We start from the raw sequence: 24,814 nt of genomic DNA, 5'->3' as shown, positions 1-24,814 counted from the left end.
TAGTTAGATAAAGCGGCCCGACACTGTTCGTCCGCAACAATTCCAGTATTAAAAGGCCGGTCACGGGATCATCCCGTGACCGGCCTTCTGGTTCAGCGCTTTCCAGCACCTCAGCGCTTTCCGTACTTCTTGTGCACGGCCTGCTTGCTGACGCCAAGGCACACTGCAATGGCCTCCCATGACAGTCCGGCCTGCCGGGCACGCAGCACCACTTCGGTTTCCGTGCGTGCCAGTTCTTTGTGGAGTTCCGCCACGGCGTAGAGCGCCTCGGCCGGCCCTTTGCCGTCCAAGGAACCTATCAATGTCTGCATGAAGCACCTCCTGCGTCAACGTTAGTTGACGCAGGGAGAGGCGTCAACCCTCGTTGACGGCGAGAAGCCGGCGTAATTCCCCTACGGGATCGGGGATCTCCGGTCCGTGGGAAAAGAGCATCCTGTCCGGCTCCAGCAAGCTCAGTCTCAGAAGCGACTCTTCGGCCCGCGCAGAGTCCGCTGTAAACTGCTCCGGCGCCCGTCGCATCACACCTCCGGCTGTCCCCACAGCGTCCCCTACGAACAGCAGTCCGTCGTCATGCAGCAAGCTGATGTGTCCTGCCGTGTGGCCAGGCGTCTGCACGATCTGAATATCGCGGATCCTGTCACGTTCCACGAGCGGGCGCAGCGGCACCGCGGAAGGAATCTGGGAAACGTCCGCCGCGCCCGTCCAGATCGCTGCCAACGGGCTCCGTTCCACGACTTCGCCGAGGCCGCCGACGTGGTCCGGATGCCAATGGGTGAGGACGACGTCGGTGATGTCACTCCATGCTGCCCCGACACGGTCCAAGGCCGCCGCAATCGCATCCGCGCTGCCCTTGAGGCCCGTATCGATCAACAGCAATCCCCCGGTGTGCGGCACAAGGAAACAACGTACGTCCATGGTCAACTCAACCGGTCCTGCCAGCCCGGCGGGGATGTGGAGCTCCTGGATGACCGGTTCTACCTGCATCTGCGAGTGACCCATCATGCACCTTTCCAGCGGCTGATCGTGGTTCAATACTGAGGCACACACCGTCCCAGTCAAGATGCGCTTTCGGTCAGAATGCCCGGTACATGATGCGCTGCGGGCCGGCGTCGCCGCCTTCGTAGCGGCCGCGGTCCTCGAATCCGGCCTTGCGGTATGCGGCTTGGCCGCCGGGGTTCAGTTCGTTGACGGAGAGTACGACGCCGGCCTGGCCGCTGCCGAGGTCCGCCGTCAGTTTGGCGGCCTCCCGCACAGCGGCCTCCGCGGCGAGGGTGCCGAGGCCCTTGCCCTGCTGCCGCCGGTCGATCAGGAAGCCCCGCAAAAGCCAGGCCGTGTGGTCCTCTGGCCAGCCCGCGAGGGTCGCCGCCCCAGCCTGGAGCGTCAGGACTCCCACGGCGGCCCCGTTCTCATCCACGGCGAACGGGTGCCGGGACTCTTCCTCGAGCCCGATCAGCATCATCCGCAGCGGGTCCCCCACGAACTTCTGCTGCCCTGCGCCGAGCTCCAGCAGCGCGATCTCCCCAAGCTTGATGGCCCGGGCGTCGTCGTCGAGATTCTTCAAAGGCAGCAGCCATACATGTCCAGACATGTAGACAGCGTACCCGCGCCGGCGGCGCCCGCCGCCTCCAGGAAAGGGGCTACAGCGCAGCGTCCTTGGGCGGTCCGGCCGGATCCATCCAGAAGACTTCCCAGAGGTGCCCGTCCGGGTCCTGGAAGCTGTGCGTGTACATGAAGCCGTAGTCCTGGGCCTCCTCCGATGCCGTGCCCCCGGAGGTCAGGGCGGTACGGATGACCTCGTCCACGGCTTCGCGGCTCTCCAGCGAGAAGGACATGATGACTTCGGCGGTGCCGGCCGTAGCGGCGACGGACTTCGAAGTGAAGGTCTTGAAATAGGACTCGACGAGCAGCATCACGTACGCGCCATCGTTGACGATCATGCAGGTGGCGTTCTCATCGGTGAAGTCGGGGTTGAAGGAAAATCCCAGCGCCGTGAAGAATTCAACGGTCTTATCCAGATTCCGGACGGGAAGGTTCACAAAAAGTTGCCTGGCCATTGGCCCAAGGTAGCACCGCCCGCAGCATGTGTCAGTAGGCCCTGTCAGCAGCCGGCAGGCCGTCGTCGGGCCCTATTGGCCGTAGAAGACCCGCTCGAAGACCGCCCGGGCGCGCCGGCTCAACCGCAGGTAGTCCTCCTCCAGCGCCGCGGCATTGCCTTGTCCGTAGCCGCACCAGCGGGCTACCGCCTCAAGGTCGCGGCGGGAGGAGGGCAGCAGGTCCGAGGGCCGGCCGGTCCAGATGACGTTGGCCGAACGGATCCGGCTCGCCAGCCGCCAGGCCCGCAGGAGGATAACGGTGTCCCCCGCGTCCATCAGGTCCAGGGCCGCGGCCGCCTCGAGCGCGTCCACCGTGGACGTGGTCCGCAGCTCCGGGTGCCGGCCGGCGTGCCGGAGCTGGAGCAGCTGGGCCAGCCACTCGACGTCACTCAGCCCGCCCCGGCCAAGCTTCAGGTGACGGGCGGGATCGGCGCCKCGCGGCAGGCGCTCCGCCTCGACCCTGGCCTTGACCCGCCGCACCTCCCGGACGTCCTGGTCGGACAAAGACTCCGGGTACCGGATGGTGTCGATCAGCGCCACGAAATCCTCGGCCAGGGCGTCGTCGCCGGCCATGGGGCGAGCCCGCAGCAAGGCCTGGGCCTCCCAGACCAGGGACCACCGGCGGTAGTACTCGGCATAGGACTCCAGGGACCGCACCATGGGCCCGCTCTTGCCCTCGGGGCGCAGGTCCGCGTCCACCGCGAGTACCCGCTCGGCCAGGATCGCCGGTTTGAGCGGCTGGGTCAGCAGGCTGGAGAGCTTGCCCACGATCTGCAGGGCCTGAGCCTGTGCCTCCTCTTCCGGCACGCCGGGGAGTCCGCGGTGGACATACATGACGTCGGCGTCCGAGCCGTAGCCGATCTCCCGGCCGCCCTGACGGCCCATCGCAACCACCAGCACGTGGGTCTTCAGCGGTTCCCCGGCGGTGATGATCGTCTCCGCCACGCGGAGGGCCCCCAGCACGGCGGCCCGGTCCGTGTCGGCGAGGGCTTCCCCCACCTGGTCCTGCTCCAGCAGCCCGGCGCTGTCCGCGATGGCGACCCGGAGGATTTCCCGGCGCCGGATCAGCCGGATCAGCCGCATGGCGCTCTCCGGGTCCGCGTGCCGGGACATCTTCGAGGTGATTTCGAGCCATTGGGATTCGAAGCTCAGCGGCACCAGTTCCTTGTCCGTGCCCAGCCACGCCACTGATTCGGGCGAAACCTCCAGCAGGTCCGCGATCAGCCGGGAGTTGGCGAGCACGTGGCAGAGCCGCTCGGCCGCGGCCGTCGAATCCCGGAGCATGCCCAGGTACCAGTGGGTTGTGCCGAGGGCCTCGCTGACGCGCCGGAAGGCGAGCAGCCCGGCGTCGGGGTCCACGCCGTCGGCGAGCCAGTCCAGCAGGATGGGCAGGAGCTGGCGCTGGAGTGCGGCGCGCCGGCTCACGCCGGCGGTGAGGGCCTCGATGTGCCGCATGGCGCCGGGGGGATCGAGGTAACCGAGGGCGGCGAGGCGGCCCTGGGCGGCTTCCGGGGTCAGGCGTGCCTCTTCGCTGCTCAGGGTGGCGACGGTATTGAGCAGGGGGCGGTAGAAGATTCGTTCGTGGAGTTCCCGCACGGAGCGCTTGGTTTTTCGCCATGCGGCGACCAGGGCGTCCGGCTTGGGCCGCTCGGCGGAGAAAGGTCCCAGCACCGCCTTCGCGAGGGAGCGCAATGACGCTTCGTTCACCGGCATAAGGTGCGTCCGGCGCAGCTGGAACAGCTGGATCCGGTGTTCGAGCAGCCGCAGGTAGCGGTAGTCGCGGTCGAACTCCGCGGCGTCCGAGCGGCCGATATACCCGCCGGCGGAGAGCGCGGCGATGGCCGAGGTGGTGTCCCGGCAGCGCAAGGATTCATCCGACTTGCCGTGCACGAGCTGCAGCAGCTGGACGGTGAATTCGACGTCGCGCAGCCCGCCGCGGCCCAGCTTGATCTGCCGCTGTTCCTCATCGGCTGGAATGTGCTCGGTGACGCGGCGGCGCATGGCGCGGACGGATTCGACAAAGCCCTCCCGGCCGGCCGAAGACCAGATCAGGGGCGTCAGGGCTGCCTCGTAGCGGGCCCCCAGGACGGTGTCGCCGGCGATGGTCCGGGCCTTCAGGAGGGCCTGGAATTCCCAGCTCTCGGCCCAGCGCGCGTAATAGCTCTCGTGCGAGGCGAGGGTCCGGACCAGCGGCCCCGACTTGCCCTCGGGCCGGAGGTTCGCATCGACTTCCCACAGCCCGGGTTCGCGGCTCGTGGACATGATCGCGCGCGAGATCCCGGAGGCGAGGACGGTGCCGATGGTCGTGGCCCGGGTCTCTTCCAGCGCGCCGGACTCGATCACGTAGATGACGTCGACGTCGGAAATGTAGTTCAGTTCGCGGGCACCGCACTTGCCCATGCCGATCACGGCGAGGCCGACGTCGGCCACCTCCGCGGCGTCGAACTTCTCCGCCGCCTCGGCCCGGGACACGGCGAGGGCCGCCTCGAGCGCAGCGCCGGCGAGATCCGCCAGTTCCGCACCCGCGGCCGGCATGAAGTCCAGCGGATCGGCCGCGCACAGGTCCTTGATGGCGAGCTCCACGAGCCCGCGCCGGTAGGCGGTGCGCAGGGCCGCGTAGGCTTCCTGACCGCTGAGGGCCGCCACCGGCCGGGCAGACTTGGGATCGGCCCGCACCGACTGCAGCAGCCGCGTCCGCAGGGCCACGGCGTCCGCGGGCATCGGTTCCGGACTGACCCGCACGTCGAAGGCATCGAGGTGTTCGGGGTGGCGGATGAGGAACTCGCCCAGCGCCTCGGAGGCGCCCAGGACCCGGTACAGCGGTTCGCTGCTTTCCGGGTCCGCGACGGCAAGCTTGCGCAGCTCCGGGTGCTTCTCGATCAGCCGGACCAGGGACTGCAGGGCCGTGTCCGGGTTGGCCGCCAGCTGCAGCCCCGCAAAGAGGGCATCCTGGTCGAGTCCCTCCAGTTCCCGGGCCGCCAGGAACCGCTCGCCCTTGTCGAGATCGCTGAAGCCGGCGGCAATGAGGCGTCGTGCCAGGCTCATCGGGGCAACCTACAGAATGCCGAGATTGCGCTGCAGTTCGTAGGGCGTCACCTGGAGGCGGTAGTCCTGCCATTCTGCACGCTTGTTGCGCAGGAAGTGCTCGAACACCTGCTCGCCGAGGATCTGCGGCATGAGCTCGGAATCCTCCATGGTCCGGATGGCGTCGTGCAGGCTGGCCGGCAGCGGGTCGTGTCCCATGGCGCGGCGTTCCGCCGAGCTCAGCGACCAGATGTCGTCCTCGGCCGCCGCGGGGAGCTGGTAGCCCTCCTCGATGCCCTTGAGGCCGGCACCGAGCAGCACGGCGTAGGCCAGGTAGGGGTTGGCGGCGGAGTCGATGCCACGGTATTCGATCCGCGCGGACTGGCCCTTGCCGGGCTTGTACAGCGGGACGCGGACCAGGGCGGAGCGGTTGTTGTGGCCCCAGCTCAGGTAGCTCGGCGCCTCTCCCCCGCCCCAGAGCCGCTTGTAGGAGTTGACGAACTGGTTGGTCACGGCCGTGAATTCGGGGGCGTGCTTGAGGATGCCGGCGATGAACTGGCGCGCCGTCTCGGAAAGCTGGAACTCGGAACCGGCCTCGTAGAAGGCGTTGGTGTCCCCTTCGAAGAGGGAAAAGTGGGTGTGCATGCCCGAACCCGGGTGGGCGGTGAAGGGCTTGGGCATGAAGGTGGCATAGGTGCCCTGCTGCAGCGCGACTTCCTTGATGACCGTGCGGAACGTCATGATGTTATCCGCGGTCTGCAGGGCGTCGGCGTAGCGCAGGTCGATTTCGTTCTGGCCCGGGCCCGCCTCGTGGTGGCTGAATTCCACCGAGATGCCCACCGATTCGAGCATGGTCACGGCGGTCCGGCGGAAGTCCTGGGCAACGCCGCCCGGGACGTGGTCGAAGTAGCCGCCCTCGTCCACGGGGATCGGTGATCCGTCCGGGCCCGGCTCCTGGGACTTGAGCAGATAGAACTCGATCTCGGGGTGGGTGTAGCAGGTGAAGCCCATGTCCGCGGCCTTGGCCAGGGTGCGCTTGAGGACGTTGCGCGGGTCCGCGGCGGAAGGTTCGCCGTCGGGGGTCAGGATGTCGCAGAACATCCGCGATGTGGCCTCGGTCTCGCCGCGCCAGGGCAGGATCTGGAACGTGGCCGGATCCGGCTGGGCCAGCATGTCGGATTCGAAGACGCGGGCCAGGCCCTCGATCGAGGAACCGTCGAATCCGAGTCCTTCCTCGAAGGCGCCTTCCACCTCGGCCGGGGCCAGGGCTACGGACTTGAGTGATCCCACGACGTCGGTGAACCACAGGCGCACAAACCGCACGTCGCGCTCTTCGATCGTCCGCAGGACAAACTCTTGCTGGCGGTCCATACTGGCCTCTTTCCGGTTCTTCCATCCGCCCCAGGCCCGGCATTCATGGGCCCCGCGGCTGCTCACGGTTCACTTTACTAAGCATTGCCACCGATTGCTGAAGCCGGACCCCCGCGTAACACACCGTTAACACAAAGCCGGACGAATTCGCGGCGGGAGGGGCTATTGTGCCGCCACGCAGGCCGCCCGTGTGACGTGATTCACGCCGGGCGGGGGCAACCMGCGGTAGCTGCGGCACTTCGTCTCGCACTACGCTCGTGGCATGGCCTCAAGTAACAGCTCCGATTCCAGCACGCCCGCAGAACTTGCGGCCCCCTACGGCAGCGGCCCGGCAGCGGCTTCAGCGGCCGCCTCTTCGGGCACGTCGGCCAGTGGCACAGGCGGGACCGCCGACGGCGGCACCGGCGGGACTGCGGAGGCGGCCCGGAAACCGGCGGCCAGGATCCGTACGCATCATCTCCAGGCGGCCAAGGTGAACGGTGAACGCTTCGCCATGCTCACTGCGTATGACCAGTACACCGCAGAAATCTTTGACCAGGCAGGCATCGAGGTGCTCCTGGTCGGCGATTCGGCCTCCAACAACGTCTTCGGCAACGAAACCAGCCTTCCCGTGACGGTGGACGAGCTCCTTCCGCTGTGCCGGGCCGTCGCCCGCTCCGCACGGCGGGCCCTGGTGATCGCTGACCTGCCGTTCGGCAGCTACGAGGTCTCCACCCAGCAGGCTGTTGCCACCGGAGTCCGGTTCCTGAAAGAGGGCCTGGCCCACGCCGTCAAGATCGAAGGCGGAAAGTTCTACGCCGAGACCGTCCGCGCCATGGTCCAGGCCGGCATCCCCGTCATGGCGCACATCGGTTTCACCCCGCAGAGCGAACACTCCCTCGGCGGCTACCGCGTCCAGGGCCGCGGAGATGACGCCCAGCGGTTGATCGACGACGCCGTCGCGCTGGCCGACGCCGGCGCGTTCAGCGTGCTCATGGAAATGGTCCCGGCCGCCACGGCAGCCGCCGTGGATGCCGCCGTCGACGTCCCCACGGTCGGCATCGGGGCCGGGAGCGCCACCACCGGACAGGTTCTGGTGTGGCAGGACATGGCCGGTTTGCGCGGCGGAAAGATGGCGAAATTCGTCAAACAGTACGCCGACCTCCGCACGTCGCTCAGTGACGCCGCAAAAGCCTACGGCGACGACGTGCGCTCAGGCCAGTTCCCCGGCCCGGAACACTCCTTCTAGTTCCGCTCCAGCGAGCCCCTGACATTCCGGATCCGGGGACTCTTTTGCAAGACCTCATCCTTCACGGGCGATGCGTTGCGCCTCAGGTGCGGGCAGGCTGACCAATAAGGTCTGCATTAGGACCTCAAGATGTTCCGCCGGCCCGGACGGTTTCATGCGCTAAGCGCAGGGTCAGGCTGCGGCGGACACGATTCGAGGAGTATCGATGGACACGAATAGCTTCTGGGACGTTCTGCTCTGGAGTTTCTGGTTCTTCATCTGGATCGCTGCGCTGATGGTGTGGTTCCGCTGCCTGATGGACTTGTTCAGCGACCACGAGCTCAGCGGCTGGGCCAAGGCCGGCTGGGTTATCCTGCTGATCTTCGTTCCCTGGCTCGGCGCCCTCATCTACCTGATCGCCCGGGGCCGGAGCATGACCGATCGTCAGATGAAGATGCTGGCCCAGCAGCAGGCTGCCCAGCAGGAGTACATCAAGCAGGCCGCAGGCTCGACGGCCAGCCCGGCCGGCCAGATCGCCGATGCCAGGGCGCTGCTTGATTCCGGAGCCATCAACCAGACCGAGTTTGATTCCCTCAAGGCAAAGGCCTTGGCCTGACACGAAAACGGGCACGCCCGACATGAGAATCACCTGGCTTGGTCACTCCACGGTGGTTCTGGATCTCGACGGGGTTCGGATCSTGACCGATCCGCTGCTCCGTTCCCATGCCGGGTTGCTCCGACGCCTGGCACCGCGTCCGGACCCGGTCTCGTGGGACCGACCGGACGCGGTGCTCCTCTCCCACCTGCACCACGACCACGCCGAGTTGCGCTCCCTGCGCATGCTGCGCGGGGCACCGCTGATGAGCGCGCCGGCGAACGTGGCCTGGTTGCGTCGCCGAAAGCTGGCGCACACAGTTTCCTTGGGCGACGGCTGGACCCCAGTCTGCAGCGGCGTCCAGATTCGCCAGGTGCCGGCCGAGCATCACAGCCGGCCAATGCCGCACCGACCCAACGACGCCAATGGCCAACTCGTCCGCGGCCAATCGGGCATCGTGTGGATCGCGGGTGACACGGGCTTGTTCCCGGAGATGGCCGCGCTCCCCGCCATGGCTGGAGGGCCGATCGATGTCGCCCTGGTGCCGGTCTGGGGGTGGGGGCCGAGGCTCTCGGCGGGACACCTGACTCCGGAAACCGCCGCCCGGGCTGTCGCGATGAGCGGCGCACGGTTCGCCCTGCCGGTGCACTGGGGGACGCTGCACCCTCCGTTCGTCACCTACTTTGCCCGGAGCTGGCTCGAGCGGCCCGGCCACCGGTTCGCCACTGCCGTGGCGGAACAGGCTCCCGGCTGCACGGCAGTCGTCCTCGCTCCCGGCCAGTCCTGGGTCGCGCCCTCGTAAGCCCCTGGCCCCGGATTGGACCCGCCCGGGGGAAATCCCCCAGGTGGTCGCTCAGCTGCGGGACGCCGTCGTGGCGCGCTGGCCACAGGACTCAAGCATCGCCACCAGCACCTGGTGGAGTTCCCCGGCACCCTCGATCCGCTCGGGCAGCCCCGCCATGAGATCGGCCGGGCCCATCAGCACGGCGCGGTCCTGCCAACCCCCCAGACCCCCGTGGGATCCCACGAGGCCTTCGAACGCTGCAACGTCGCCGGTCACGGGACCCACCGCGCTGTTGACATAGAGGTCCGGAGCCTCGGGGTGCATCAGCGCGAGATTCAGCACCCGCGCCGCATGCGGCCCGAAACCGGCCAGCGGGTCGGTGCCCTCCACCGCCCCGCTGGTGATATTGACGCGCCCGGCGCTTCCGATCGCCCACGCCCCGCCCTCTTCATCGATGCCGGCCACGAACCCGACGCCGGGATGGGCCGCCAGGCCAGGGACCAGGGCAGGCCACCGATGCTCGAGGGCTTGGAGACTCAGGCGCCGGTCACCCCGCAGGTACACCAGGCCCAGGTTGCCCGAGCCCAACACGACCACCGGATCCTCCGCGCTGCCTGGGCCGGAAGTCTGCTGTGCCGGCGTCTCTTGTGCCTTGGTCAGCACCTTGTCGGCGCGGCCGGCGAGCTTCCCGGACAATCCGCCAGTGGCAACGTCGCCGGCGATGGAGTCCGCGCGCCCGAKTCCCTCGACGGACGCGTCCACGTTCTGAACGTGTTCCTGCATCAGTTCCGCGCACAGATCACCAAGCGCCTGGTCATACCTGTCCGCGAACGGCGTGCCCTGGGACTGGCCGTGGTCCGAGAGCACCACCAGCCGGTAGCGGCGGGGAGCGGACCCGGCGAGTTCGGCCAAGGCGCCGAGCGTGCGGTCCAAGCCATCCAGGGCTGCAAGCGACTCGGGGCGGAACATGCCTGCGTGGTGGGCAATCTCGTCGTAGTCAACGTAGTCGACATAGATGCTCTTCGTGCCGCGACGCAGCTCCTCAGCCACCAGCGCCGTGTTCAGGTCCCGCAGCAGACCGTTGGTGACTGCCCGCAGCAGGGCGAAGGTCCAGTCCCGCCGCACCCGCGGGTTGAGGTCACGTTTGACCTGTCTCCGGGCCTGCCAACGCTCCTTGAAGATCTCGCCGACGGTCCGCGTGAAGCTGCGCATGAAGCCGTTCGGGGTGGCAAAAAACCAGGCGAACGCCCGGCGGGTTTGGGTCGAGCCGCGCCGGACCTCTACCCGGCTCATCGTCAAAAACGAGCGGGGCGCGTCACCGGTGAACAGGTTCGAGATGGAGACGCCGTCGTCGCAGAGCAGTCCCTGGCCGGTGCTGTGCCTGTCCTCAATCACCCGGGCGTCTGCCGGACGGTTGGCCACCAGGACGCGTTGGAGCTCACGGTCATACCACCGGAAGGCCGGGATCCCGTCGACCGTGCCGTGCAGAATGCCCATCTGGCTCGCCGGCGTCGTGCAAGGCAGCTGGGGAGTCCATTCACGGAACTGGTAATCTCCCGAGGCCAGCCAGCGGCGGAGATGGGGCACTCCCCCGGACTGGATTGCCCACTGCAGCACCGGGAAAGGCACCCCGTCGAGTTGGACGAACAGGACACCGTCAACCTCCGGATCGGTCACCGTTTCCTGCCGGCGTGCCCGTCCGGCCAGCGAGGTGATGAGGCCGTCATCGGTTCCGGCTGTGGTGGCCCACGAAATGAGCGTGCCCACGACGGCACTGACCCAGGTAGCGGCGAGGGCTGTCAACGGCGTCGACTCGATGCCGGGCACCAGACGGATGGCGACGTACATGATCAGGGCCTGCCCCACCAGGGCGGTGAGAAGCACTGCTACCCAGCCCACCCTGGCCGAGATCTCCACCAGCACGGGGCGCAGGACCAGGCCGACGAGGCCGGCTGCCGCCGCCACGGCGGCGTATGACCACCAGCTGGCCGCAGAGAACCCTGGCAGCAGGGCGCCGGTGATGATGAGGGCAACAGTCGAGGCAGCCCAGGCGAGGGCCAGCCTGGCGAGGTCTGAGATTCGGGCGCCGCGGGTGCGGGCAACGCGCGTCGGCATTTTCCCAGTATGGCTGTCGGCAACCGGCTCGCACCCACCCTCACAGGGTGAGAATCAGGGGCTGGGGAAAATCAGTCAGCCTGTGCGGTGTCGTGCCCGCGATCGCCGGGGGACGTTCCCGCGGGCGCAGCAGGCCCGTACGGGCTAGTCGTCCTCGTCCTTGTCCCAAGCCTCATTGCGCGCCTTGACCTTTTCCAACGCGTGTTCGGCTTCCTCACGGGTCTTGTACGGTCCGATCAGCTGGCTCCAGTCGGACATCGCGTCTTCCTCGATCTCGTGGGTGTTGACGTTGTACCAGTATTCGGGCATCGGGGCTCCTTCATGGCCCGGAGCGTGTCCGGGCGTGTTTTCCGGGGTGTGTTTTCCGGGCTGCATTTTCCGGGGCGAGCCCGGCTACTTATATGATCAATCTATGCCTTCTCTAGCCTCAACTGCACCCATCGGCACGCTGGTCCCGGGGACAGTGAGCCCGCAGCTTCCCGTGCCGCCGTCCATCCCGCGTCCGGAATATGTGGGCAAGCCGGCTCCTGCGAAGTTCACGGGGTCCGAGGTCAAGTCGGCGGAGACCATCGAGAAGATCCGGATCGCCTCCAAAATCGCCGCCCAGGCCATCGTGGAGGTCGGCAGGCACGTCGAACCCGGCGTCACCACCGACCAGCTGGACCGGGTGGGCCATGAGTTCCTGCTGGACCACAACGCTTACCCCTCCACCCTCGGATACCGGGGCTTTCCGAAGTCCCTGTGTTCGTCCCTCAACGAGGTCATCTGCCACGGCATCCCGGACAGCACGGTGGTCCGGGACGGCGACATCCTCAACATCGACATCACGGCCTTCAGCGGCGGCGTCCATGGCGACACCAACTACACCTTCCTGGTCGGCGACGTCGACGAGGAATCCCGCCTCCTCGTCGAGCGCACCCGGGAATCGCTGAACCGCGCCATCCGGGCCGTGGCTCCCGGACGCGAAATCAACGTGATCGGCCGGACCATCGAGTCCTACGCAAAGCGCTTCGGCTACGGCGTGGTCCGCGACTTTACCGGGCACGGAGTTGGCGAAGCCTTCCACACCGGGCTGATCATTCCGCACTATGACGCGGCCCCGGCATACAACACCACCATGGAAACCGGTATGGTGTTCACGATCGAGCCAATGCTGACCCTGGGCACCGTTGACTGGGACATGTGGGCCGATGACTGGACCGTCGTGACCCGCGACCGCAAGCGCACCGCCCAGTTCGAGCACACCCTGCTCGTGACGGAGTCCGGTGCCGAGGTCCTCACGCTGCCCTGACCGCCCRCTCCACACGCTAGTTCCCGGAACCACCCCGCTCTTTCACCACCGGCCCTGCCCGGTCACTACAGCCCGCCCCTGCCACGAACGGAACGACATTGGCCAAGAAGGACGAAAAGTCGAAGAAGAACGCCCCCCTGATCGGCATTGACATCGGTGGGACCGGAATCAAGGGCGGGATCGTGGACCTGAAGAAGGGGAAGCTAATCGGCGACCGGGTGCGCTTCCCGACGCCGCAGCCCTCCACCCCTGAGTCCGTGGCCGAAGTCGTCGCGCAGGTTGTCGCCGAGCTCTCTGCCCGCTCCGATGCCCCCGACGCCAGCAGCCCCGTGGGAGTGACCTTCCCCGGCATCATCCAGCACGGTGTGGTCCATTCGGCCGCGAATGTGGACAAGTCGTGGCTGGAAGCCGACATCGATGCCATGCTCACGGCGCGTCTCGGCCGCCCGGTGGAGGTCATCAACGACGCAGACGCCGCCGGACTCGCCGAAGCCCGCTTCGGTGCCGGCGAGGGAGTCGCCGGCACCGTGCTGGTGATCACCCTTGGCACCGGCATCGGCTCGGCGTTCATTTTCGACGGGAAGCTGGTTCCCAACGCCGAACTCGGCCACCTTGAGATCGACGGCTTCGACGCCGAGACCAAGGCCTCAGCCGTGGCCCGTGAGCGCGAGGGCCTCAGCTGGGAACAGTACAGCGTCCTGCTGCAGCGCTACTTCTCCCACGTGGAATTCCTGTTCTCCCCCGAGCTCTTCATTGTGGGCGGCGGCATCTCCAAGCGTGCAGACGAGTACCTGCCGCACATGAAGCTGCGCACGCCGATCGTCCCGGCCGAGCTGAAGAACGACGCCGGGATCGTGGGCGCGGCCATCGAGATTGCCCTCAAGCACAAGCTGGCCAAATAAAGCGCCCCTCGCGGGATTAAAGCCAATTGAGCTATCACTCCGGGCCGTTCTGAACGCTGGGAACGACCCGGAGTGATAGCTCAATTTCTTTGTRGAGCGGTGAGGTGGAGCCGGTGGTGGCTGCGGCTTCCCCTCCGCTGCCACCACCGGAGTCTGTGGTGGATCCTGGGACACATTCGCCAGGACAATCAGGACATTTACGACGGCGCCTGCAGCGGCCGCTTGTCCGGGCTCGTGCCGTCCCGGCCCTTGGTCTCTGCCTCATGGCGAAGCAGGGAAATCGCCGATTCGAAGTCCTCGAGGGATTCGAAGGCCTGGTAGACGCTGGCGAACCGCAGGTAGGCGACCTCGTCGAGACGCTGCAGCGGCTCCAGGATCGCCAGCCCGACTTCGTGTGCCTCGATTTCGGCGGCGCCGGAGCCCCGGATCGCCTCCTCGACTTCCTGCGCCAGCAGGGCGAGGTCGTCTTCGGTGACCGGGCGGCCCTGGCAGGCCTTGCGCACGCCGTTGATGACCTTGCTGCGGCTGAACGGCTCGCCGACCCCGGAGCGCTTGATGACGGTCAGGCTTGTGGTTTCCACGGTGGTGAACCGGCGGCCGCATTCGGGGCACTGCCGGCGGCGCCGGATGKCGGAGCCGTCGTCGGCGATCCGGCTGTCCACGACGCGCGAATCAGGGTTCCGGCAGAACGGGCAATACATGTCGGTTCCTCCCCTGTCGCAATCCGCTGTGACCTCAGTTTACGACTAGATGTAGCTGAATAACAAGCCTGTAATTACTACATGTAGTGGTCTGGGTCCTGAACTACCGGGCGGCGAACCGCACCGTGACGGCCTCGCCGTGCGCCGGCAGGTCCTCCGCGCCGGAGAGGCTGACGATGTGGCCGCTGACCTGCTCCAACGCGGAGCGGGTGTAGTTGATGACCTGGATGGCGCGCAGGAACGTGGTCACGTTCAGTCCGGAGGAGAAGGCCGCGGTGCCGCTGGTGGGCAGCACGTGGTTGGAGCCGGCGCAATAGTCCCCCAGGCTCACGGGGCTGTAGTCCCCCACGAAGATCGCACCGGCGCTGCGGATCCGGCCGGCCACCCGGGCGGCGTCGGCGGTCATGATTTCAAGGTGTTCCGCGGCGTAAGCGTCGCAGGCGGCGATGCCCTGCTCCAGGTCCTCGACCAGCACCACCCCGGACTGCGGGCCCGAGAGTGCCTCGCGGACGCGGCTGGAGTGCTTGGTGGCAGCGGCCTGCCGCTCAAGCTCCACGCGGACCTCGGCGGCGAGGGCCTCGGAGTCGGTGAACAGCACCGATGCAGCCTTGGGGTCGTGCTCGGCCTGGCTGATAAGGTCCGCGGCCACGAGCGCCGGACTGGCGGTGGCGTCCGCGAGGATAGCGATCTCCGTGGTGCCGGCCTCGGAATCGATCCCGACAACGCCTTTGACCAGGCGCTTGGCGGTGGCCACGAAGATATTGCCCGGACCGGTGACGACATCCACGGGGTCGATCCCGGGGAGGTGGCCGCCGTCGGACGCGTCGGCCGGGATGCCGTAGGCGAAGGCCGCAATGGCCTGCGCCCCGCCGATCGCGTAGACCTCCTCGATGCCCAGCAGGCAGGCCGCAGCCAGGATCGTGGGGTGCGGGAGGCCGCCGAAGTTCTTTTGCGGCGGCGAAGCCAGGGCGATCGATTCGACGCCGGCGGCCAGGGCCGGGACCACGTTCATGATCACCGAGGACGGGTAGACGGCCAGGCCGCCGGGGACATAGAGCCCCACGCGCGCCACCGGCACCCAGTTCTGGCTGACGACGGCGCCCTCTCCGAGTTCGACGTCGATGTTCGCCGGGCGCTGGGCGTCGGCGAAGGCGCGGGCCCGCTTGATGGACTCCTCCAGGGCCGCGCGGACGGCGGGATCCAGGTTCTCGAGGGCTGCACGCAGCGCCTCGGCCGGGACGCGGGGATGCGTCTGCTCGACGCCGTCGAAAGCCAGTGCCAGCTCCCGCAGTGCGCCGAAGCCCCGCGCGCGGACGGCGGAGATGATATCCAGGACCTTGCCCTCGGCGTCGGCCATCGTCCCGGACTGTGCCCGGGGCACGGCGGCGCGGAGTCCGGCGAGAGACAGGTGCGCACCGCGCACGTCCACCGTGCGGAAGTTAAGGGCGGCGGTCATCGGGGTCACGGGGCTGTCAGGAGTTAGGCTCACCCGATCATTTTACGTGCCCCGCGGCGGCGGGGTTTGCCGCCGTTGCCCGGGAAGAGGCTGTTCAGGAAGATGGCCAGGGCGATCGCTGCCGGCCAGATGGCGAGGACCGCATAGGAGCGCAGGGAGAAGGCGACGCTGGCGCTGGCCGAAGTATCCGCCGGCGCTCCCCACCATTGGGCGCTGAGCACACCGGTTCCCCACGCGATGAGCGCACCGGCAGCGCCGGCGAGGACCACGAGGACAACGGTGCCGGGGCCGGGCTGCTGGTGCTTGTTGCCGGCGACGAACGACCCGGCAATGCACCCTGTGAGCAGGCACAGCCCCGCCAGCACAAGGTCCCGGGGCAGCCAGGTGGCGGTGTTGGTGCCGGCGGCGAGATCCGGGTTTCCGGTCAGGAGATTCAGGCCCGACGGCGCCAGAAGCCACCAAAGCAGCCCCACCGGGATGCCGGCGGCCGCGATGACCGCGGCCTTCCGCCATGTCCCCCCGGACCCGGGCTGCCCCTCGGGACGCCGCCCGGGCTGTGCGGGTTCCCCGGCGTGGTGGACGGGGCCGTCTACTGCGGACTGTGTCATGCAACAAACCGTAACAAGGATTCCCCCGGCGCATGACGCCGGCCGGCAGCACATGACGGGAGACGTAAAGAAAATGCCGCACTCGATTCCCTTGCGCAATACGCTGGCAGAGTAGAAGTACGACACGCACGTGCAGCAGGGAGTTGGATCGCAGTGGCCACAGATGAAGGTAGTTTCGAGGGAACATTCAGGGAAATGTTCCGCCGGCACGCGGCGGGCGTGGCCATCATCACGGCCAACCACAACGGCGTCCCGTTCGGATTCACGGCGACCTCAGTGGCCTCTCTGTCCGCCAAGCCGCCGCGCTTTACGTTCAACATGGCCAGGACCTCCAGCTCGTGGCCGGCCGTGGCGAACACGACCTACATTGGCGTGCACATGCTCGGGCTGGAAAACCAGGAGCTCGCCGACCGTTTCGCCCGGGCCGGCAACCGGTTCGACGGCGACCACTGGGAGCTCGGACCCCACGAGGTGCCCGTGCTCAAGGGAGTCAGCGGCTGGCTGATCGGCAAGGTCCAGATGCGGCTCTCCTTCGAGAACAACGCGGTCGTGGTGGTCGAGGTGGTGGAGGGCCAGGTCGGCGACGACGGTGTTCCCCTGCTCTACCACTCCGGTGCCTACAGCCAGCCCGTTCCGCTCGACTACGAGATCTAGCCTCCGGCCGGCCGGCCGTTCCAGTGCCCGGGGCTGGTGGTCCGTCCTAGTTATCCAGGCACGTCGGGCCGAGCAGCACCTTCAAGTCGCCGAACAGTGACGGGCTCGGGTTGACGCGCAGGTGCACCGGCAGGCCCATGACCTCCACCCGGGTGTCGCCCTGCAGGTGCAGGCGGACCTCCGAATTTCCGCGGTGCGTGCGCAGCACGTCGCCCAGCTCAGTGACCACGGCCTCGGTGGCCTTGTGCGTGGCCATGGTGATCACCACTGGCCCGTTCTGGCTGTCGCTGAGGTCCGGCACGGAGAGTTCCATGCAGTTCAAGGTGACGGCGCCGTCGTCACGCCGCTGCAGCCGGCCCTTGACCACCACGATCAGGTCCTCCGCGAGCACCGAGGCGATGGGGCCATAGACCTGGCCGAAGAACATGACCTCCATGGAACCGGCGAGGTCCTCGATTTCGGCCCGGGCGTAGGCGTTGCCGCTGGCCTTGGCGATCCGTCGGCTGAGCGAGGTGATCATGCCGGCGATGGTCACGATCGAGCCGTCCGGCGGGCCGTCTTCGGCGATGATCGAGGTGATCGACCGGTCGGCGTGCTGGCTCAGGAGCCCTTCCAGTCCCTGCAGCGGGTGGTCGGAGACGTAAAGGCCGAGCATGTCGCGCTCGAACGCCAGTTTGTCCTTCTTCTCCCATTCCGGCAGGTCCGGGATCTCCGTACTGAGCGACGCCTCGGGCTCCTGGTCCTCAAAGCCGGCGAAGAGGTCGAACTGGCCGATCGCCTCGTTGCGCTTGAGGGTGATGACGGAGTCGATCGCTTCTTCATGGATCATAGCCAGGGCCCGCCGGGGGTGACCGAGCGAGTCGAAGGCGCCAGCCTTGATCAGGGATTCGATGGTGCGCTTGTTGCAGACCACTGCCGGGACCTTCAGGAGGTAGTCCTTGAAGGAGATGTAGGCGCCTTCCTTTTCGCGCGCCGCCACCATGGCTTCGACGGCGTTCACGCCGACGTTGCGGATGGCGCCCATGCCGAAGCGGATGTCGGTGCCCACCGGGGTGAAGTTGAGGGCTGACTCGTTGACGTCGGGCGGCAGCACCGTGATGCCCATCCGCCGGCATTCGTTGAGGTAGATCGCCGACTTGTCCTTGTCATCGCCCACCGAGGTCAGCAGGGCAGCCATGTACTCCGGCGCGTAGTGCGCCTTCAGGTACGCGGTCCAGTAAGAGATCACGCCGTAGGCGGCCGAGTGCGCCTTGTTGAAGGCGTAGTCGGAGAACGGCAGCAGGATGTCCCAGAGGGTCTTGACCGCGGCCATGGAATAGCCGTTGTCCTGCATGCCCTGGGAGAAGCCGGCGAACTGCTTGTCCAGCTCAGATTTCTTCTTCTTGCCCATGGCGCGGCGCAGGATATCGGCCTGGCCCAGGGTGTAGCCGGCGAGCTTCTGCGCCACGGCCATGACCTGCTCCTGGTACACGATCAGCCCGTAGGTCCCGCCGAGGATTTCGGACAGCGGTTCCTCGAGCTCCGGGTGGATCGGGATGACTTCCTGGATCTTGTTCTTGCGCAGCGCGTAGTCGGTGTGCGCGTTGGCACCCATGGGTCCGGGCCGGTAGAGGGCCAGTACGGCGGAGATGTCTTCGAAGTTGTCAGGCTTCATCAGCTTGAGCAGGGACCGCATGGGGCCGCCGTCGAGCTGGAAGACGCCCAGCGTGTCTCCGCGGGCCAGCAGCTCGTAGGACGCCACGTCATCGAGCTCAAGGGTTTCAAGGTCGAGGTCGATGCCGCGGTTCATTTTGATGTTTTCCAGGGCATCGGAAATGATCGTCAGGTTTCGCAGCCCGAGGAAGTCCATCTTGATCAGGCCGAGGCCTTCGGACGTCGGGTAGTCGAACTGGGTGATGACCTGGCCGTCCTGGAAGCGGCGCATGATCGGGATCACGTCGATGATGGGGTCCGAGGACATGATGACGCCGGCGGCGTGCACGCCMCATTGCCGCTTCAGGCCCTCGATGCCCAGCGCCGTCTCGAAGACCTTGGCGGCCTCCGGGTCAGTGCTGATGAGCTGGCGGAAGTCGCCGGCCTCGCTGTAGCGCTTGGACTGGGGGTTCTGAATGTCGGCCAGCGGGATGTCCTTGGCCATGACCGCCGGCGGCAGCGCCTTGGTCAGCTGCTCGCCCATGCTGAACGGGTAGCCCAGCACACGCGAAGAGTCCTTGAGGGCCTGCTTGGTCTTGATGGTGCCGTAGGTGACGATCATCGCCACGCGCTCGTCGCCGTATTTGCGCGTGACGTAGTCGATCACTTCGGAGCGGCGCCGGTCATCGAAGTCCACGTCGAAGTCAGGCATGGAGACGCGGTCCGGGTTGAGGAAGCGCTCGAAGATCAGGCCGTGGTGCAGCGGGTCCAGGTCGGTGATGCGCATGGCGTAGGCCACCATGGAGCCGGCACCGGAGCCACGCCCGGGACCGACCCGGATGCCGTTGTTCTTGGCCCAGTTGATGAAGTCGGCGACGACGAGGAAGTAGCCGGGGAAGCCCATCGAGGTGATGACTTCGAGCTCATAGTCGGCCTGCTTGMGGACCTTGTCCGGGATGCCCTGGGGGTAGCGGTAGCGGAGTCCCTTGTCGACCTCCTTGACCAGCCAGGACGTTTCGTCCTCCCCCTCCGGGCAGGGGAACCGGGGCATGTAGTTGGCGCCGGTGTTGAAGGAAACTTCGCAGCGTTCGGCGATCAGGAGCGTGTTGTCGCACGCCTCGGGGTGGTCGCGGAACAGTTCGCGCATTTCCTGCGGTGACTTCAGGTAGTAGCCGCTGCCGGAGAAGGCGAAGCGCGAGCCGCCGTTGTCGTAGGTCGGCTCCAGGAGGGTGGAACCGGACTGGATGGCCAGGAGGGCCTCGTGCGCCTTGGCGTCGTGCTCGTGCGTGTAGTGCAGGTCGTTGGTGGCCACCAGCGGCAGATTCAGGTCCTTGGCCAGGCGCAGCAGGTCACCGGTGACGCGCCGCTCGATGTCCAGGCCGTGGTCCATGAGCTCACAGAAGTAGTTCTCGGCCCCGAAGATGTCGCGGAACTCCGCCGCGGCCTCCACGGCTTCGCGGTACTGGCCGAGCCGCAGCCGGGTCTGGACCTCGCCGGACGGGCACCCGGTGGTGGCGATGAGCCCTTCCGAGTAGGTGTTCAGCAGCTCGCGGTCCAGCCGGGGCCATTTGCCGAAGACCGAGTCCAGCGAGGCGATCGAGGAGGCCCGGAAAAGGTTCCGCATGCCCACGTTGTTGTAGCTGAGCAGGGTCATGTGCGTGTACGAGCCGCCGCCGGAAATGTCGTCCTTGCGCTGATGCTCCTCGCCCCAGCGCACACGGGTCTTGTCCGTGCGGGCGGTCCCGGGAGTCACATAGGCTTCGACGCCGATGATGGGCCTGATGCCCTGGTCTGTTGCGCGCTTCCAGAAGTCGAAGGCGCCGAACAGGTAGCCGTGGTCGGTCGTGGCGAGGGCCGGCATGCCGAGCCGTTCGGTTTCGTCGAACAGCTCACCGAGCCGGGCGGCACCGTCCAGCATCGAGTACTCGGTGTGGTTGTGGAGATGGACAAACGAGTCGTTGCTGGAAGTCACCGCACCATTCTAGTGCCGTGCCACGACGGCGGCGTGCAGCCACGGCGGTGGGCACCGAACGGCGTCAACGGGCGGCCCGGCAGAACCCCGTGGATTCAGGCCGCCCGTGCCGTGCGGCTCAGGCGTTTCCGGATTCCAGGACCGTCAGCGCGTACTGCAGGTCCTGCGGGTACTCGCTGGCGACGGTAACCCGCTCCCCTGTCCGCGGGTGGTCGAAGGACAGTTCCCGGGCGTGCAGCCACTGCCGGGTGAGGCCGAGGGTGGCGGCCAGCCTCGGGTCCGCACCGTAGGTGAGGTCACCGGCGCAGGGGTGGCGCAGGGCCGAGAAATGCACGCGGATCTGGTGGGTGCGGCCCGTCTCGAGGTGCACCTCCACGAGTGAGGCTTTCCCGAAAGCTTCCAGGACCTCATAGTGCGTCACCGAATCACGGCCGTCCTCGGTCACGGCAAACCGCCAGTCATGGCCCGGGTGCCGGCCGATGGGCGCGTCAATGGTGCCCGCCAGCGGATCGGGAAGGCCCTGGACGACGGCGTGGTAGACCTTGTCCACGGTGCGCTCCTTGAAGGCCCGCTTGAGCACGGTGTAGGCATTTTCGGTCTTTGCCACCACCATGACACCGGACGTGCCGACATCGAGCCGGTGGACGATGCCGGCGCGCTCCGGGGCGCCCGACGTCGAAATCCGGTAGCCGAGCCCGGCGAGGCCTCCCACCACCGTGGGTCCCACCCAGCCGGGCGAAGGGTGCGCGGCCACACCGACCGGTTTGTCGATGACCACAAATTCGTCATCGTCCAACAGGATCAACAGGTCGTCCACTACTTCCTCCACGATTTCCAGGGGGTCCCTGCGGTCCGGCACCACGACCTCGAGCACTGTGCCCAGGGTGAGTTTGAGGGACTTTCCGACCTTCCCTGCGTTGCTGGTGACGTTGCCTTCGGCGATCAGGACTGCGGCCTGGGAGCGGGAGATGTCCATCAGCCTGGCCAGTCCGGCGTCCACGCGGGAACCGGCGAGGTCCTCCGTGACGGTGAAGCGGTGGTGCCCGGCGGGTGCGGTGCCGGCTTCGGCGGCCGTATCGGCCGCCATGTCAGCGGCGTTTCCTGAGGCAGTGTCAGACATCGTTAGCCACCGTATCCTTCGTGTGGCGCGAGCCGTCCAGGGAGATTCCGCGGAGCGTGAGCAGGCAGATGATCACGACGGCGGAGACGACGGCGGAGTCGGCGATGTTGAAGATCGCGAAGTTTGGCAGCTGGATGAAGTCCACCACATGGCCCATCGCGAAGGACGGCTCGCGGAACAGCCGGTCCGTCAGGTTCCCGAGTGCGCCGCCGAGCAGCAGTCCCAGCGCCAGGGCCCACCAGAGCGAACCGAGCTTGCGCAGCTGCAGCAGGATCGCGACAGACACGGCCGCCATGATGATCGTGAACACCCAGGTGACGTTCTCGCCGATCGAGAACGCCGCCCCCGAGTTGCGGATGTAGAACCAGTGCAGCAGCGGGGGAAGCACGGGGATCCGCTCACCCTCGATCATGGTGGTCGTGACCCAGAGCTTGGTGAGCTGGTCGAACACGTAGGCGAAGACCGCGAAGGCAGCGAAAAGGACAAACAGCTTTGCCCGCCGCGGCCGGGCGCGCACGGGCTGTGCCGCCTCGACAGGCTGCATGGCGTCTGGTGATGGTGCGTCAGTCATAGGGCTTTCGATCGGGAGCCAGTGCGGGGACCGGGTTCAGGTACCGGCAAGTGCCGGGCACCTGGGCCGGTGCCGGCACGTTGCGGGAAAAGGGAAAAGCCGGCGGCCGAGGAATCCTCAGCCACCGGCTTTCAGAATACTTGCTTTTTGCCCTAGCTGGCTTCGCCAACCTCGGGGGCCGCGACGGAGCCGCGGGCGTCCAGGTCGCGGAGCTGGCCTTCGATGTAGGCCTTCAGGCGTGAGCGGTAGTCGCGCTCGAAGCCGCGAAGCTGCTCGACCTTGCGTTCCAGGACGGAGCGCTGCTGCTCGAGGGCACCGAGGATCTTGCGGGACTTTTCCTGCGCATCGTTGACGAGGCTGCTGGCCTCGATCTGAGCTTCAGCGATGATCTTGTCCCGCTGCTGCTCGCCGTCGGCGACGTGCTTGTCGTGCATCTGCTGCGCCATGGCGAGCAGGCCGGCGGCGGACTCCGACGCCGGGGTGGCGGCGCTGCGCGCCGGCTCGACAACCTGGGCGGCCTTGGCGGCCTGCTCGGCTTCCTTCTTCTTGGCGGCTTCTGCGGCCGCCTTTGCCTTGGCCTCGGCCTCGGCCTTGGCGGTGTCTTCCTTYTCGGCCTTGACGGGTGCCGGGACCTTTTCCACCACGGGTGCGGCGGCTGCGGAGCTGGCAGGCGTGCCGGCGCCGGATTCGGCGAGCTTCTTGCGCAGCTCGTCGTTCTCCTGGTTCAGGCGCCGAAGTTCGACGACGATCTCGTCCAGGAAGTCGTCAACCTCGTCCTGGTCGTAGCCTTCGCGGAACTTGGTCGGCTGAAAGCGCTTGTTGACAACGTCTTCTGGCGTCAAAGCCATCTGGTCACCTCGTTGGTCTAGTTAGTCAGTAGGCCTTCCGGCCGTCAAACTACGGTACCTAAATATGGTCTGGTTCCTCTAATTCAACACCGCAGTGTCAAACCGGAGTTTACTTTCGGTTTGGGCCGGGGCCGGGCAGGTCGCTGCCCGGCTGCGGCTGCGGCCTATGCTGCGATCGGCTGGGCGTACACCAGGCCCTTGACGATCCACATCGCCACGCTCACGGCCACGAACAGCAGCAGGAAGCCTATGTCCAGCGACATTCCGCCCAACCGCAGCGGCGGGATGAGCCGGCGGAGCAGTTTGAGGGGCTTGTCCGTGACCGAATACACAGCATGGGCGGTCACGAGTGCCAAACCGCGCGGCCGCCAGCTTCGGGCAAACATCTGCACCCAGTCGTAGACCAGGCGGATGATCAATGCCACGAAAAAAAGCAACAGAGCGATATAGACGAGCCCCAAAACAATTCCCATGAGCTAACTCATATCTCCATGTTCATTCCGGATACCGAAGTGTCCTAAGGAAAGTGTCACTTCTATTTCAACACGGATAATTCCGCACGGATGCCAGGCAGGTGTCCCGCCTGGCATCAGTACCGAATATTCGGGCCTAGCTCTGGTTGAAGAAACTTGCCTGCGTCTCGCTGACCTTCTTGTCGTCGCCAATGACCTCGATGTACGACGGCGAGAGCAGGAAGACCTTGTTCGTCACCCGTTCGATGCTGCCGCGGAGGCCGAAAACAAGACCGGCGGAGAAGTCCACGAGGCGCTTGGCGTCAGCCTCGCCCATGTCGGTGACGTTCATGATGACGGGGATGCCGTCGCGGAAGCTTTCGCCGATGAGCTTGGCGTCGTTGTACGACCGCGGATGGATGGTCGTGATTTGCCGGAGTCCGGTGGTCTCTTCGCGGCTCGATGCCGCACGCTTGATGGGTGTCACAGGTGCGCGATATTCCTCTTCAGCGGCGTGGGGCTCTTCCCGGGGGACCTCGCGGACGGGCGCCGGAGCACGTCGTTCCTCGCGGTCCTGCTCCATGGATTCGTCCTCATCCTTGTGCGGTGTGGGGTGCTCAGACTCGTAGTGTTCGTCGCCGTCGGCGAGCCCAAGATAGATCATTGTCTTGCGCAGAGCGCCAGCCATGGTCGACTCCTAATCTTGTCCGTAAGCGGGCCGCTTAGTGACTAGACAGCCTTGGAATCCCCGCCATTACCTTCCAATATGTCGAACTTACCGCAGGGCCGGACGCGGACCGAGAATATCGGAGCCAATGCGCAGGTGTGTCGCCCCGAAGCGGACGGCCTCTTCGAGGTCCTGGCTCATGCCGGCGGATATTCCCGTGGCGTACGGAAATTGTTCGGCCAGGCGCCCGGAAATGTCCGCCAGCTTTTCGAAGGCAGCCGCCGGGTCCGCCCCGAGCGGGGCAACGGCCATGACGCCGGCGAGCCTCAGGCCGACGGCACCGGCGACCTGTTCGGCCAGCGCGGGGACTTCGCCGGGCGCCGCGCCGCCGCGGTGGGCCGCTGCTGCATCGCCGGCCTGCCCGGCCAGGCTGACCTGGATGAAACAGTCCAGGGGCGGGCGGCCGGTGCGGTCGGCTTCGACGGCCATCGCCTTGGTCAGGGCCGAGGCCACGGCTTCCCGGTCCACGGAGTGCACGGCTGCGGCGTACTTCACCACGGATTTGGCCTTCTTGCTTTGGAGCTGGCCGATGAAGTGCCAGCTCAGGCCAAGGTCCTGAAGCTGCGCCGCCTTTTCYGCGGCCTCCTGGTCCCGGTTCTCCCCGACGTCGGTGACCCCCAGCGACGCCAGCCGCCGGACGTCCAGCGCCGGATGGAACTTGGTGACGACGATCAGGCGCGGCGGCGCCGCC

General features: G+C 66.8%; 24 protein-coding genes. 6 read left to right on the top strand and 18 right to left on the bottom strand.

Translation table 11 applies throughout. The annotated features are described in order from the left end of the window. Nucleotides 1-110: 110 nt before the first annotated feature. The 6 genes from AC1D1S_RS08580 to glnA all read right to left on the bottom strand — a co-directional run bounded on the left by AC1D1S_RS08580 (nt 111) and on the right by glnA (nt 6,488). A complete protein-coding gene (locus AC1D1S_RS08580) occupies nt 111-311 on the bottom strand; it encodes an AsnC family protein (protein WP_476994230.1) in 201 nt (66 codons plus the stop codon). Nucleotides 312-354: 43 nt separating this feature from the next. Further along, on the bottom strand, nt 355-1,002 hold the full coding sequence (locus tag AC1D1S_RS08575) for an MBL fold metallo-hydrolase (protein WP_243179478.1): 648 nt from the start codon (nt 1,000-1,002) through the stop codon (nt 355-357). A gap of 70 nt (nt 1,003-1,072) precedes the next feature. Then, nucleotides 1,073-1,588 (bottom strand): GNAT family N-acetyltransferase, encoded by a 516-nt coding sequence (locus AC1D1S_RS08570; protein WP_243179480.1) that lies wholly within the window; start codon nt 1,586-1,588, stop codon nt 1,073-1,075. 49 nt (nt 1,589-1,637) lie between these two features. Continuing rightward, the gene (locus AC1D1S_RS08565) at nt 1,638-2,054 is read right to left on the bottom strand and encodes a VOC family protein (protein ID WP_026266248.1); all 417 of its coding nucleotides are present in this window, start codon (nt 2,052-2,054) and stop codon (nt 1,638-1,640) included. A gap of 72 nt (nt 2,055-2,126) precedes the next feature. After that, nucleotides 2,127-5,138, bottom strand: coding sequence for a bifunctional [glutamine synthetase] adenylyltransferase/[glutamine synthetase]-adenylyl-L-tyrosine phosphorylase (locus tag AC1D1S_RS08560; RefSeq protein ID WP_476994229.1), 3,012 nt, complete (start codon nt 5,136-5,138; stop codon nt 2,127-2,129). Nucleotides 5,139-5,147: 9 nt separating this feature from the next. Further along, nucleotides 5,148-6,488, bottom strand: coding sequence for a type I glutamate--ammonia ligase (glnA, locus tag AC1D1S_RS08555; protein ID WP_028275859.1), 1,341 nt, complete (start codon nt 6,486-6,488; stop codon nt 5,148-5,150). 262 nt (nt 6,489-6,750) lie between these two features. On the opposite strand from glnA, the gene panB reads away from it, so the two are divergent. The 3 genes from panB (at nt 6,751) to AC1D1S_RS08540 (ending at nt 9,092) form a co-directional block, all read left to right on the top strand. Then, a complete protein-coding gene (gene panB / locus AC1D1S_RS08550) occupies nt 6,751-7,716 on the top strand; it encodes a 3-methyl-2-oxobutanoate hydroxymethyltransferase (RefSeq protein ID WP_243179484.1) in 966 nt (321 codons plus the stop codon). A gap of 205 nt (nt 7,717-7,921) precedes the next feature. Then, the gene (locus tag AC1D1S_RS08545; RefSeq protein ID WP_028275861.1) at nt 7,922-8,311 is read left to right on the top strand and encodes an SHOCT domain-containing protein; all 390 of its coding nucleotides are present in this window, start codon (nt 7,922-7,924) and stop codon (nt 8,309-8,311) included. A gap of 22 nt (nt 8,312-8,333) precedes the next feature. Then, nucleotides 8,334-9,092: an MBL fold metallo-hydrolase gene (locus AC1D1S_RS08540; RefSeq protein ID WP_476994228.1), complete on the top strand. Its 759-nt coding sequence runs from the start codon at nt 8,334-8,336 to the stop codon at nt 9,090-9,092. A gap of 51 nt (nt 9,093-9,143) precedes the next feature. On the opposite strand, the gene AC1D1S_RS08535 is transcribed toward AC1D1S_RS08540, so the two are convergent. Together AC1D1S_RS08535 and AC1D1S_RS08530 are read right to left on the bottom strand one after the other, a co-directional pair. Then, complete coding sequence (locus AC1D1S_RS08535; RefSeq protein ID WP_476994227.1) at nt 9,144-11,189, bottom strand: phage holin family protein; 2,046 nt, start codon at nt 11,187-11,189, stop codon at nt 9,144-9,146. Between the two features lie 144 nt (nt 11,190-11,333). Then, nucleotides 11,334-11,498: an SPOR domain-containing protein gene (locus AC1D1S_RS08530; RefSeq protein ID WP_018772367.1), complete on the bottom strand. Its 165-nt coding sequence runs from the start codon at nt 11,496-11,498 to the stop codon at nt 11,334-11,336. Nucleotides 11,499-11,601: 103 nt separating this feature from the next. On the opposite strand from AC1D1S_RS08530, the gene map reads away from it, so the two are divergent. Beyond that, nucleotides 11,602-12,480: a type I methionyl aminopeptidase gene (gene map, locus AC1D1S_RS08525; RefSeq protein WP_476994226.1), complete on the top strand. Its 879-nt coding sequence runs from the start codon at nt 11,602-11,604 to the stop codon at nt 12,478-12,480. A 98-nt stretch (nt 12,481-12,578) separates the two neighbouring features. After that, on the top strand, nt 12,579-13,382 hold the full coding sequence (gene ppgK / locus AC1D1S_RS08520) for a polyphosphate--glucose phosphotransferase (RefSeq protein ID WP_223916650.1): 804 nt from the start codon (nt 12,579-12,581) through the stop codon (nt 13,380-13,382). A 197-nt stretch (nt 13,383-13,579) separates the two neighbouring features. Here ppgK and nrdR read toward each other — a convergent pair whose 3' ends face one another. The 3 genes from nrdR to AC1D1S_RS08505 form a co-directional block, all read right to left on the bottom strand. Further along, entirely contained in the window at nt 13,580-14,083 is a 504-nt protein-coding gene (gene nrdR, locus AC1D1S_RS08515; RefSeq protein ID WP_476994225.1) for a transcriptional regulator NrdR, read from the bottom strand. A gap of 103 nt (nt 14,084-14,186) precedes the next feature. Continuing rightward, nucleotides 14,187-15,539, bottom strand: a complete 1,353-nt coding sequence (gene hisD, locus AC1D1S_RS08510; protein WP_279294130.1) for a histidinol dehydrogenase — start codon at nt 15,537-15,539, stop codon at nt 14,187-14,189. A gap of 29 nt (nt 15,540-15,568) precedes the next feature. Continuing rightward, on the bottom strand, nt 15,569-16,147 hold the full coding sequence (locus AC1D1S_RS08505) for a hypothetical protein (protein ID WP_476994224.1): 579 nt from the start codon (nt 16,145-16,147) through the stop codon (nt 15,569-15,571). Nucleotides 16,148-16,342: 195 nt separating this feature from the next. On the opposite strand from AC1D1S_RS08505, the gene AC1D1S_RS08500 reads away from it, so the two are divergent. Next, on the top strand, nt 16,343-16,801 hold the full coding sequence (locus AC1D1S_RS08500) for a flavin reductase family protein (protein ID WP_018772361.1): 459 nt from the start codon (nt 16,343-16,345) through the stop codon (nt 16,799-16,801). A gap of 46 nt (nt 16,802-16,847) precedes the next feature. On the opposite strand, the gene dnaE is transcribed toward AC1D1S_RS08500, so the two are convergent. From dnaE to AC1D1S_RS08465, 7 genes are all read right to left on the bottom strand, one after another. Beyond that, on the bottom strand, nt 16,848-20,405 hold the full coding sequence (gene dnaE, locus AC1D1S_RS08495; RefSeq protein WP_476994223.1) for a DNA polymerase III subunit alpha: 3,558 nt from the start codon (nt 20,403-20,405) through the stop codon (nt 16,848-16,850). A 118-nt stretch (nt 20,406-20,523) separates the two neighbouring features. Next, the gene (locus tag AC1D1S_RS08490; RefSeq protein ID WP_459385982.1) at nt 20,524-21,492 is read right to left on the bottom strand and encodes an RluA family pseudouridine synthase; all 969 of its coding nucleotides are present in this window, start codon (nt 21,490-21,492) and stop codon (nt 20,524-20,526) included. 25 nt (nt 21,493-21,517) lie between these two features. Next, nucleotides 21,518-22,096, bottom strand: coding sequence for a signal peptidase II (gene lspA / locus AC1D1S_RS08485; protein WP_476994222.1), 579 nt, complete (start codon nt 22,094-22,096; stop codon nt 21,518-21,520). 152 nt (nt 22,097-22,248) lie between these two features. Beyond that, entirely contained in the window at nt 22,249-22,944 is a 696-nt protein-coding gene (locus AC1D1S_RS08480; protein ID WP_028275874.1) for a DivIVA domain-containing protein, read from the bottom strand. 164 nt (nt 22,945-23,108) lie between these two features. After that, nucleotides 23,109-23,417 (bottom strand): YggT family protein, encoded by a 309-nt coding sequence (locus AC1D1S_RS08475; RefSeq protein WP_028275875.1) that lies wholly within the window; start codon nt 23,415-23,417, stop codon nt 23,109-23,111. A gap of 136 nt (nt 23,418-23,553) precedes the next feature. Beyond that, nucleotides 23,554-24,084, bottom strand: a complete 531-nt coding sequence (locus AC1D1S_RS08470; RefSeq protein WP_026266243.1) for a cell division protein SepF — start codon at nt 24,082-24,084, stop codon at nt 23,554-23,556. Between the two features lie 87 nt (nt 24,085-24,171). Next, nucleotides 24,172-24,814, bottom strand: a 643-nt coding sequence (locus AC1D1S_RS08465) for a YggS family pyridoxal phosphate-dependent enzyme (protein ID WP_476994221.1), incomplete at its 5' end; no start/stop codon positions are given.

It is taken from the genome of Arthrobacter sp. P1_A5, assembly GCF_056406825.1.
The sequence above is the reverse complement of the archived record's forward strand: the minus strand, read 5'-3'. Positions and strand labels throughout refer to the sequence as shown.